The 12,824-nt window shown below is 46.2% G+C and carries 1 protein-coding gene; it reads right to left on the bottom strand.

The features are described 5' to 3' along the window. Positions 1-30: 30 nt before the first annotated feature. On the bottom strand, positions 31-12,813 hold the full coding sequence (locus AC0C66_RS01315) for an SDR family NAD(P)-dependent oxidoreductase (RefSeq protein ID WP_472973468.1): 12,783 nt from the start codon (positions 12,811-12,813) through the stop codon (positions 31-33). Positions 12,814-12,824: the final 11 nt, after the last annotated feature.

The raw sequence follows: 12,824 nt of genomic DNA, 5'->3' as shown, positions 1-12,824 counted from the left end.
TCTCCTGATCTGAAGGCATCGAGAATTTCTTTATGATTCATACGATTTACTCCCTTCTATGATGTTTTGCACACTCTTAAAATCCAATTTTCCTTGCGCCACCCCTTGCATCAATCCGATGATTTGCTCGTCTGTATACGTGCCCTTTGTTTGATGTGCTGCCGCGCTTTGATTCTGTCTTTCTGCTTTTAATGCCAAATGAGCGGATAGAGTTTGGACTGTCTGACATTCAAGGATTTCCCGGCCGGTCATCTTCATCTGCGTGGTTTTTTCGATATGACGCATCAATTTTCGGCCAAGAATTGAATCCATCCCATAATCCAGAAAGTTTCTTTTGAAATTGATGCGATCCTCAGATATGCCCAACTCTCGTGCTAAAAATTGAACAATGATCTTTTGCATGTGCGTTTCCCCATTAGGCTCGTCAACCTTTTTTTTCATGTCTTGTGTATGCGGTTTAGCGGCCTCTGATTGATGATTGCCTGACGAAACCCAATACCGCTCCCTTGCAAATGGATAGCCAGGTAAAGGGAGCATCCGAACGTCATCACCTTCATGAAGGAGCTCCCAAGGAATCTGATATCCTTTCACCCAACATTCCGCAATGTTTTCCAAATTTCTTTCTTTTGCGAGAATTTGCAGGACTGCTTCATCCTGTTCTTCTATCATCCCTTCCGTATGTCCTGTATAAAGAGATGCCTGTTGGCCTGATACCCCACCATTCTTCATTGCTTCCGCATATTCCTTCAATATTCGCACCAATTGCTCCTGATTGTTCACAACAATCGCGAGCCTTGCTTCCATGGCTTTTCTCCCCGCCTGAAGTGTATATGCAACATCAGGTAAAGAAAGGTTTTGATTCTGGTCTAGATACGCAATCATGCTGCTGACAGCATCCTGAAGCCGATCGTCATTTTGGGCTGAAAGCACGATGACCTGCGGGGATTCAGCTGACTCTTTATGCCGTTGTGTGATCGGCTGCTCATCCGGGATGTATTCTTCAATGACTGCATGCGCATTGGTGCCGCTGATTCCTGTCGTGCTGATTGTTCCCATCCTCGGCTTCTGATTTTTCCTGATCCATGGACGGTTCTCTTTGCATAGCACAAACGGGCTTTCTTTAAACTGAATATACGGGTTGTCCGATTCACAATGATGAGTAGCCGGAATGGTCTTGTTTTTCATTGCCATCAGCATACTGATTAAAGCAACCACCCCTGACGCTGCAAATGTGTGTCCGATTAACGGTTTAATCGAGCTGATCATGCAGAATTGCTTCTGCTTCGTATATTTGTTGAACACGCTCGTTAACGCTTGGACCTCAAGCGGATCTCCAAGATTTGAGCCGGTACTGTGCGCCATCACATATTGAATATCGAGTGGGTTGATTTCATTTTTTTCATAAATGTTTTCGATCAATTCTGCCTGGCTAAAAGGATTTGGTGCAGTAATGCCATTGGTTTTGCCATCGTAATTCACACCGCTGGCCTTTATGCAGCCATAAATGTGATCTTTATCTTCAATGGCCTTTGATAATGGTTTCAGGAGAACAGCAGCTACCGCTTCACCTGGCACCAGACCATTGGCATCCTGGTCAAACACTTTACATTGTCCATTTGGAGAAAGCATTTCAGCTCTTGTCAGCGCTTCAAAAGACATTTGAGAAATATTCAGGCTGACGCCGCCGGCTAAAGCCATTTCACAATCTCCTTGACGCAGGGCTGAACACGCCTGATGAATCGCCACAAGTCCAGATGAACATGCTGCTGTCAACGCCATATTAGGCCCTTTTAAATCTAATGCGTATGCGATTCGCGCAGATAATGTGGCGTTTTGCGTACCATTAATGTAATCCGTATCCCCGGTTAAATGCGCATATTCTCCTTCTTCCACACCTACATAAACACCGCAGGATTTTCCTTTTATCCGATGTCCCATATAGCCAGCGTCTTCAAACGTGTGCCATGCTTCCTCTAGAAAAATGCGCTGGCGCGGGTCCATGCTTTCGGCTTCTTTAGGCGATATTTGAAAAAACAGTGGATCAAATCGGTCTATGTTCTTCAAAAATGCACCCCATTTTGGGACTGCTTTTTCTGGATCTCCGTCAGCACCACCCCAGTCGCGGCGTTCTTTCGGGATGTCAGAGATACAATGTTTGCCGTTTTTCAGATTGTCCCATAGCTCATGGATCGAGTCAGCTTGAGGAAACCTGCCACTCATTCCGATAATGGCGATAGGCTCGGCGTGAGACTGCCTGTCGCTCTTATGATTGCTTTCTGGTACGGGAGCTGCAGGAATTTCCACTTCAGCTTCAGGGGGCTTTTGTGCCTCAGATGCATCATCCCGGTAAAGTGCTTCGATCAGCTCTTTGTGATCCGTTAAGAAGAAGCCGATCAATTCTTGTAAAGTCGAATAGCCAAAAAATAAAGCCGGTGTCACTTCGATGTTGAAATGCTTTGATAGCACATTCGAGAATTTAGCCAAATAGATCGAATCAAATCCGAAGTCGGCCCAATTTTTGTTCAAATTCAGCTTGTCCTTTGAGATTTTAAGCAATGCGTGAATATGTTCTTTCAGATCGTGTTCTAAACGCTTTTCAATGCTTAGCGTTTTTATCTCTTCCCTTTTTTCTTGTGCTGCAGGTGCTTGAATGGCCGGTTCCGGAACAGCTGGTTCAGTCATTCCTAAAAAGCGGCTGACCCGGCTGGACTGGCCAGCGATCACGAGATGCTGAGCATCCTGCTGAGACAGGATGTGTTCAAATAGACGGATGCCTTCATCGGCTTCTAAGAAGCGCTGACCGCTTGATTTCAGGTACATATCGGTTGTTCCTTCATCACCGATCTTCATTCCGCCATCCTTCCATACAGGCCAGTTGATGACAAACGTTTTTCCGCTATGAAGCTCATTTCTGTATTGTGCATAAGCCATTTGGAACCGATTCCCGATTGCATAATCACAACAGCCAAAATCTCCTAAAATAGCAGCAGACGAAGAAAAATAACAAATAAAATCAAGGGCTTCATTTTTAAGCCATTCATCAAGCGCTATCGTGCCGTTGACTTTCGGTTCAATGATGCGCCGGAAGCTTTCGATCTCTTTGTCAAAAATAGTAGAATCGCTTTCGATCCCGGCTGCATGAATAACACCATTGATGGTACCAAATCGATCTTTCCCTCTTTTTACGCAGTCTCCCATCGCGATAGGATCTGAAACATCTGCTTCTGCATACATGGCTTCGCCGCCTAGATCCTTTAATTCTTTTAATTTCTTTTGCTTTTCGTCATTGAAAGGCGACCTCCCTGTCAAAATCAGGTTTGCGGCATAGTGTTTAGCCAAATGCTTGGCGAATAAATAACCGAGCCCTCCTAAACCGCCTGTCATTAGGTAAGTACCGCCAAATTTCAATTTGCTGTTGTTCGGTTGTATCGTGGTCTGTTCAATGTGACACACACATCGTTTCCCATTTTGATACAAAACGGTTTGTTCAGTTGAAGCCTGTAATTCCGTCCAGATTTTTCGCGCCCAATCCTCCATCGATTCTTGATCTGCCGGCTGAAAGATCCCAGTCACTTTTGTGTGTGGAAGGACAAGCACGAGTGAACGTTCGAAGCCAATCCATGATTCCAGATAGCTCCGGTCAAGACCATTTTCAAAACGTCCTGCCAGCAGCAGCCGTGAAGGGTGAAGCTTTGCTGCAGTCATACTTTGTAATAGATAGACAATACAGGAATGGTCCTTTATACAGCTCGCGTCTTCCGCAGGCCACATATAGAGGATTGCATCTGGCTCTCCATGTTCCGCCTGAATGCTCTGGAAGGCTTTTTCAAAAGTGACGGGTTCTTGCCGCACAATCTGATAGCTGTTTTGAGATTGTTTGCTGTACACCTCGCCCTGTGAAATAAAAATGATCTTGGTGTCCTGATCAACATTTTTCACAGATGCAGCGAATGCGTTTTGCTTTTCTCTATCCGTCAGAAAACAGATGAGCGTTTTGAAACGTTTCGATGTGAGAGTTGCCGGCTCTTCTTTCCACACTTCTTGAAAAGTCATAACCTCGAAATGCTCTTCTGGTTGCTGTTCATGATTCTGTTCTATAGGCGCCCGAGCCTTTGCCGGGCTTGGTGCCCAGTAACGTTCTTTTGCAAATGGATATGCCGGAAGACTGATCCGGACAGGCGTTTGGCTTCCGTACAGCTTGCCCCAGTCAAAAGACAAGCCTTTCACCCAAAGATCCAGCAGTTTCGTGTATTTTCCTTTGCTCATCCATGCCTCTATGATTTTTTCCGTATCTTCATCAGCTGATAAGACGGCTAATGCTTTTTTGTTGTCATCGATGCGATCCAGGTACAGGCTGTCTGCTTTGTTTTCGATAAAATCGTTCAGCTTTCTCTCAAGATCCTCTAATGATTCCGCTATAAAGCCCAGCCGTTCCTCCATTGCTTCACGGCCCGTTTGCAAAGTATAGGCGATCCTGATCAGATCTGTTTCGCTGTACCTTTTTTCTTGAATGGCTGTGAGCAGCTGTTCCGCTTTTTCTTGCAGCCGTTCCCTGTTTTTCGCTGACAGCACAATCAACGCAGGAGAATGAGCTTCAGGAGTCTGCGCTTCTGTTCTCGGAATATATTCTTCTAGAATCATATGTGCATTGGACCCTCCGGCGCCAAAACTGCTCAATCCGGCACGTCTCGGCACCTCTTGCCCGTCAATCACCGGGCGTTTCCATTCACCAAGATGCTGCTGAACGACAAACGGAGTATGGCTGAATTCAATGTTTGGATTCAATCGCTGAGAATGCAAAGATGGCGCAATTTGGCCGTATTTAAACTGAAAAAGAATTTTTGTCAGCCCGGCGATGCCGGCTGCACTTTCACAATGGCCGATATTTGATTTGCTGGAGCCAATCGCGCAAAACTGTTTTTCTTGCGTATCTTCCTCAAATGCTTTTGTTAATCCCGCTATCTCAATCGGATCTCCTAATGCGGTGCCTGTTCCGTGCGCCTCCAGATAACTGATGGTCCGGGCAGGAATGTTGGCGCGCTCAATCGCTTCTTTGATCAGCTGTGCCTGTGCATGAGGATTTGGAACCGTATATCCATTTGTTTTTCCTCCGCTGTTAATCGCACTGGCCTTTATCACCCCGTAAATATGGTCGCCGTCTGCTATTGCTTGCTGCAGCGGCTTTAACACAATGGCTCCTACGCCTTCACCGTCGACAAATCCATCTGCATCATCGCCGAATGATTTACATGTATCACTTGTAGAGAGCATATTCATGACAGATAAGTTCTGATAATGGACCGGGTCGACAACTACATTGACACCGCCGGCAATGGCGCAATCACTTGATCCGCTATAAATGCTTTCCAGCGCTAAATGAATCGCTGTCAGAGAAGAGGAGCAGGCAGTATCGACTGCAAGGCTCGGACCTTGGAAATTCAGCAAATAGGATATTCTGTTGGCGATAGACCAATAGCCGTAGCCGGTCGGATAATTTTTGTTCATGACTCCGGCAAAGACGCCGATTTTTCTGCTTGTACAGAGCGTGTCAGGCGTGTATCCCGCATCTTCAATACTTGCATAAGCGGTTTGCAGAAATAATCGCTCCTGAGGGTCCATTCTTTCTGCTTCGAGCGGAGAAATCTGAAAGAATAATGGATCAAACTTGTCCATATCCTTGATAAACCCGCCCCATTTCGTATAAATCGACCCTTCTTTTCCTTTTTCTTTATCGTAATAGGCTCTCCAATCCCAGCGTTCTTTCGGAATTTCCTCAATACAGTTTCTTCCTTCTTTTAGGTTATTCCAAAAGTCTTCTGCTGTCTCCGCCTGAGGATAACGTCCGGATATGCCAATAATGGCAACGTCACGGCTGTCAAGAGCGTGTGTTGGCGTTTCTTTCTCCCTGCTGAAGCCAAGCTTGCGATAGCGCTGCGATCTTTTAACGGCGTGTCCAGACTTCTGTGAAGATTCATTCTCGCTTGCGGCCGGTGGCTGTTGGTGAACTTGACGGTCAAGACCTGTCAGTTTCATCAGTGCTTCTGTTTTTGTTTTGATTAAATGTTCTACTAACGCGTCGATGGTCTGGTACTCGAAAAATAAAGTGCTGCTTACATGGTCTAATTCTTTACGCAATGTATTCGTCAGCTGGACAACGACGATAGAATCGATACCGTACTTTTCAAGCGGTTCAGATGACTCAATTTTGCTTGCAGGAATTTTCAATGTTTCTCCGATTAGTTTTTTCATATATTCTGTGCTTTTTTCTCTAAGAGCATCAGTATTGGATTGTCCCGCTTTCTCCGAAGCTATGTTTTGTGTATTGGCTGGCTCGTTAAATGATGTCTGAGACATATCTTTCTCTGGCACGATCACACTTTCCATCATCATACGGCGAACCAGCCCATTGCTTGAGGCTGCGACAATTTGGTGACTGAGATCATGGACAGCTTCGGCCGGGAAGAAGACAGATTCAAAGCCTTCGCTTTCTAGTGCCTCTTTCCAGCTGTTAGGATATAAGCCTGGACAGCCGGGAATCCGCACTGCAGGATCTTCATACAGCCACCAGCCTTCCAAGAGACCAAAGGTGATGTGGGGGAACAGGCTGTTTCCCGCCATTTCATTCAGCAGCAGCATTCCGTTGTTTTTCATCACTGCTTTTGTATGCCGCAGGGTTTGACGGATATTTTTTGTCGCGTGAAGGACATTAGCGGCAATGACGACATCATAGCCGCCAGCCTCGATTTCCTGCTGGTCAATTGGTTTTTCCACGTCAAAAAGCTGATACGTCAGGTACGGATTTTCCGCCCCATATTCCTTTTCAGCATGCAGCAAAAATGCTTTCGACAGATCTGTATAACAGTATTCTTTGATATGGTTTTGATAGGCTTTCAGTTTTTGAAAGATTCCGGCACTCGTGCCGCCTGTGCCTGCGCCTATTTCCATAATGCGAATCGATGCCTCAGGATCGTGCTTCAGCCGTTCATCCACGTAAGCGATTAACGTATCGGCAAGCACTTTATTAAAATAGTCTGCCACTTGGTTATGCTTATAAATGCCTTCCACCAATTCCATCGAGGAATGCGGGAACATGATATCCGTGGCAGGCACTTTTCCTGTCAAAATATCCGGTAATCCTTTCAGCATGGTCTCTGCTAAAACAACCATCGCCTTTGTATTGCTGTCATTGAGCCACTTTTCTTTTTTCGCATTCCATTCTTGCCAAAGGAGCCCAATATCCTCTGCTTGATCCTTCCTCACCAATGAATCTCCATGTTTCTTAAGATAATCATGCTGCAGAAGGAATTCACTGCTTTGCTGAAGCCATTTTTCATAAAATTCACGAGTCTTGTATTGTTGAAGGCGTTCAACTGATAATCTATGACCATCAAACAGTCCGGCCGTTTGCAGCTGCCCTAACAACAACCTGTAAAGAAGATCGTCCAGCTCTTCATGTGTGACTCTTTGTAATTGTCCTGTTTTCGGCAGGCGCTCCTTCAGGCTTTCAGCGTTAGCTGAAGGGTGCTCGGGATAAAGGGTGATGAATTCATTCTGATTCACGCCTTCGACTGCGACAGGTTTTGTCGTATGAATGAAAGCCGTTTGGCTGACTGGCCCAGAAAGCAGTGCTTCCAGCGCCTTCATGCCTTCCGCAGGCTTAATTAAGCCTAAGCCAATTTGATTCATGAGCTGTACATATTGTTCATCCTCAGCCGCTTCACTGTTCCCCCAATATCCCCAGTTCATGACTTTTACAGGGCAAGCCCAGCTTTGGGAAAGACGGTGAGCAAAAGCATCTGCAAATGCGCAGCCAGAGGCATAATGGCTTTGTTTCACATTTTTGATATGGGCTACAAGCGAAGAGAAAAATAAAACAAAATCCAAATTCTCCTGACGGAACACTTGGGCCGTTTGAACACTGACATCCACCTTGGCCGCCAGTCCGGCTCTACATTCTTCCAGCGTCATTTTTTCCAGGCTTTGTTCAGATAAAACCATGGCAGAGTGAACGATCCCGTGAATGTGAGGATAACGCTTTTTCACTTGATCATAAGCCTGCTGCAATGAATTCATATCCGCTGCATCGGCAGCAATATAGTAAGGCTCAGGGCCAAGAGCGGAAAGACGGTCTACTTTTGCCTTGATGGCATCATTGATTTGACTGCGTCCAATCCAAACGATTTGCGCCTGATAGCGGCGGATCATGTACTCACTCCATGCCGCCCCGATGTACCCAGCGCCTCCGATGACCACATAGACTCCGCCTTTTCGATATAGCGTGTCATTTGACGGTGAGTGCCGATATGGGATCAATTGCTGCTGATGCCATTGCTGATTCCGATAGGCCCAAGCATTGCCGAGACGATCAGCAGGAAGGGTAAACATTTGTTTTACCGGCCATGTGCAGCCTTCTTCAAGATCAAGAAGACGGATTATCCAATGCGGATATTCCTTAGCGATTGTGCCGGCGAGTCCGTGAATGCTTGCATGAGCGGGTTGTACTGCCTCATGTTGCGTAACCGGCTGCGCTTGGACGGTCACAAGAGACCATTCTAGCTGTTTCTCACCATAGCCTAATTGAAGACATGCCTTCACAAGCTTAAACGCCTGAATAACAGCCTCTTCTTGTCCCTCACTAAACATATTCTCCGAGTATGACGGAGCAATCCACAATACATGGTCAATGCTGCCGTACAGTTGCAGTTTGTCTGCTATTGCATCAATGTCATCTGCAGGCCGAAAATCGATAAAGGAAACCTGAGGATAATGCTGCTTTATTAATGCCCGTTCACCTTCAGTACCGCCGCATAAAACAGCACGCGTACCGATAAACGAAGCATCGCCCTCCTTATCTGGAGAAACCGGTTCCCAGGCAGGGATCATCATCGTATGCCCTGTCAGCGGGGAATCAGCTGCTGTTTGAGGCTTGGCCTGCTCTCCATCAAGTGCTCGCATCGAAGCACCCTTCATTCGAACACAAACGTTCCCGTTCTCATCGCATAAATCAATATCATATTTTCTGACTTTGTCCTCCGCTTTGCTATCTGAACTGTATCGAATATAAGACCATATCTCTTCTGGACACGGGCTGAAAATGTCAAGCTCCTGCAATGCAAACGGGAGAGAAAGCTGATGAGCTTGTCTGTCAGCATTGACTGAGCTAACGATAAAACCGACTGTGGAGTGGAAGGCGGAATCCATCAAACTCGGGTGAAGCGTAAATTGCTGCTTACCGTCTTTTAGAGAATCGGGCAATGAGATTTTGGCAAGCAATTGATCTTGTCCGACAAGCACTTTTTCTATCCCTTGATAGCCCTCGCCATAGTCAAGCCCAATCTTTCGAAACGCCGTATAGCATTGTTCTGACGTTACTGTGTCCAGACTGCATTCTGTCTGGATTGATGCAAGGTCTAAAACTGGGGTGTCCGCTTCAGCTGAAATGACTGCACGGCCTTGACTGTGTACCATTGGGGTTTCTTCTTTAGTTTCAGAAATGCTGTAAATGTCAAAGGAAATGTCCCCGTTATCTTCAGGATAAAGGCCAATATGTATTTCTTTTGGTTCACTTCCTATCGTGATAGGACGGACCCAGACGATGTCTTTAAGCGACACAACTCTTTGTTCATCTTCCAGATCGCCCGCAGCTTTTTCCGCTGCTTCTCTTGCTATTTCTAAATAGGCAACACCCGGCAAGATTTTCTGTCCCTGCACAACATGATCAGAAAGGAAAAATTCCTTACCTGTAAAAACAGAGCTAAAGCGCTGCTCAGTAAAGTCTGACGTATTGCGGTGCACAAGCGGATGTAAGGTATGATTCACAGTGCTGGTTTTCGTTTCAGGAGCCGGTATCCAGTAGCGCTCCTTAGCAAACGGGTAGGTCGGAACGCTGATTTTAAGCGGCTTGCGATCGCCGTATAAGCCGTCCCAGATGACCCGCTTTCCTTGAACCCATGATTCCGCCATTTTCTTCAACTCGCTGTTTGTTGATGTTGGTTCTGCAGCCTCCTGATCCTCCATGGCTTGCCCAGTCCAGCAACCATCGATCTCTTCTTCACCATTTGTAAACGCCCGAAGCTTAGCAGTTAAATCCTTTATGTCCTTCACGATGAAGGCTGCCCGCTCCTCCATTTCCACCCGGCCCGTCTGTAATGTATAAGCTAACGCTACAAGATTGACGTCCTCGCTCAGAAAAGCAAGGAGTTTAACAGCGTAAGCCTGCAGACGGTCTTTGTTTCTCGCGGACAATGGAATCATTACTTCTTCATTTTTCGATAAAACCGGCTCTGAAAAGCTCTCTGCCGGAATATACTCCTCCAAAATAAGATGCGCATTGGACCCTGAGGCCCCAAACGAACTTAAACCGGCGCGGCGGGGATATGTGACGTCCATCCCGTTTTCTGCCATTGAAGGCTGCTCCCATTTTTTCGTTTCATGCTGGACAAAAAACGGGGTTTGATCGAGCTGCAAATATGGATTCAGCTCTTCTGAGTGTAATGATGGCACCAATGTTTTATGATGCAGCTGCAGGACAGTCTTTGTTAAGCCGCTGATGCCGGCTGCAGATTCGGCATGGCCAATGTTTGATTTCACAGAACCGATTGAGCAGAATTGCTTGTCTTGTGTATTGCGGCTGAAAGCCTTCACCAATCCTTGTATTTCAATCGGATCCCCTAATGAGGTTCCAGTGCCATGGGCTTCAACATAGCTGATGGTGCGTGGATCAATTCCCGTTTTCTCTAAACACGCTTCGATAACATCAGCTTGAGCGACAGGGCTCGGAACTGTAATTCCGCTTACTTTTCCTACGTGATTAATGACACTGCCTTTGATGACAGCATAAATCCGGTCACCGTCCTGTTCAGCTTTTCGGAGCGGCTTTAACAATACTGTTCCGACACCTTCTCCAGATACGTAGCCGTCCCCGCCTTTGCCGAATGTATGGCAATAGCCGTCACTCGAATGCATCCCCACACTGCCGTAGCTGATATATTTGGCCGGATGCAGTGATAAATTGACGCCTCCTGCAAGCGCGGCCTCGCATTCTCCATTCCGGATGCTCTCTATAGCCAGATGAACCGCAGTTAATGAAGAAGAGCAGACCGTGTCCACCGCCATGCTTGGGCCGTGGAAATTACAATAGTAAGAGACCCTGTTGGCAATTTGCGCATAATTCAGCGATAAAGGAAATGGATTGTGTTCTGATAGAGCCTCCGCTCCTATAAGGGAGTAGTCCTTATGCATAACACCGGCAAATACGCCGACATGCTGCCTTTTATTTTCTCCCTGCTGTGAAGCAATTGTTTCTGGTGTATACCCCGCATCTTCAATAGCTTCCCAGCACGTCTCTAAAAATAAGCGTTCCTGAGGGTCCATGGTTTCCGCTTCACGGGGTGAGATCCTGAAAAATTGAGGATCAAAGCAATCAGCATCCTCGATAAACCCGCCCCATTTCGAGAATGGCTTGCCTGAAGGTGAATCCAGCCCATTGTTTTCCTTCCATTCCCAGCGCGAGTTGGGGATCTCTGTGATGCAGTCGGTACCTGCCTTAAGATGTTCCCAAAATTCCTGTATGTTTTTTGCCTTAGGATAACGGCCTGCCATTCCGATAATCGCAATATCCTCCCCGATTTCTCGTGAAGAGATAGCGGCTGCTGAAGAATCCTGCATTGGTACAGGAGACTGGCGGACTATATCGCCCGCCTCTCCAATTGAATAGTAATCAGCAAGATGCGCAGCTAGTTCTGCAATCGTTGTATATTCAAACAGCAGTGTTGGAGAGAGGTCCGCTCCAATCTTAGCCCCTATCTCCTGAACCACATTAAGCAAAGATGGTGAATCCAGCCCAAGCTCATAGTATCCGGCATGGATATCCATTTGTTCTGCCGGCCTTTCAAGCTGTTCAGCAAGCAATTGACGCAAATACGTTTCAATTGCGGTATAGTCCTGACCAGGGTTTTGAGAGACAGCTTGTCTTTCTTCTTGACTTTCTTTTGCAGAAGGAAAGACTGCCGCATCCCGTACAGACTTGCCTGCAAACTGTTTCAGCTCGGCCACTTTTTGTCCTGATGAATTAAAATATTCAATCGTCATATATGTGAGTTCTTTCTTCTGGCGCACAGATGAAGAAAGTATCCGGGCTGTACATCCTTTTTGCAATCGTTCCGAAGCTGAAAACGATTCATAACACAATGGCAAATACATCGTTTGATCTGAGAGCAGGCAGCTTGAACCTATGCCGCTGCCGTCAATGAGAGTCGGATGAAACAGAAACGCTTCAGAATGAAGCAACGCTTCCTGTCCGACTGATAAATCTATCAAAGCACCTTCTTTGGTTTCAAAAATCTGCCCTTCCGCTTTCATCATGCCAGTATGCACTAATTGTTGAGAGCAGCATTGTTCATATATTTCAGCCAAATTCAGAATCCTGTCAGCTGTATGTTTCCACTGATTAAGGTCTATTGATTCGGCAAAAGCAGTTCGCTCTTTACGATGCATGTCAGCCGTCACATATTGTCTTTTGTCCGATAGCGACTCACCACGCTGTTTTTGTCCGTCGATGATGATGGACCATTTCCCTTTCTTGCTTTCAGACACGTGAATGGTCAAAGCAATGTCATACGATTCGTCTGCGATCAAAGGGTAAAAAATGGTCAGGTTTTTCAATTCAAGCTCTTGATATGCATAACCATGTTCTTGGAATACTTGGTAGATCAAATCTATATAAGCAAGGCCGGGTAATAACGCTTGTCCATATACCTTGTGGTTGGACATAATAGGATTATTTATTGAAATGGTCAGTTGTTCAGTTATCATTTTCCCACTCC

The sequence above is a fragment of the Bacillus sp. VA13 genome (assembly GCF_055710085.1).
Note: the sequence above shows the minus strand (reverse complement) of the source record. Positions and strands in the feature narration are given on the sequence as shown.

What these genes read in the sequence shown, in the direction of transcription:
- AC0C66_RS01315 (WP_472973468.1), bottom strand. Translation starts at nt 12,813, where the DNA reads ATGATAACTGAACAACTGACCATTTCAATAAATAATCCTATTATGTCC.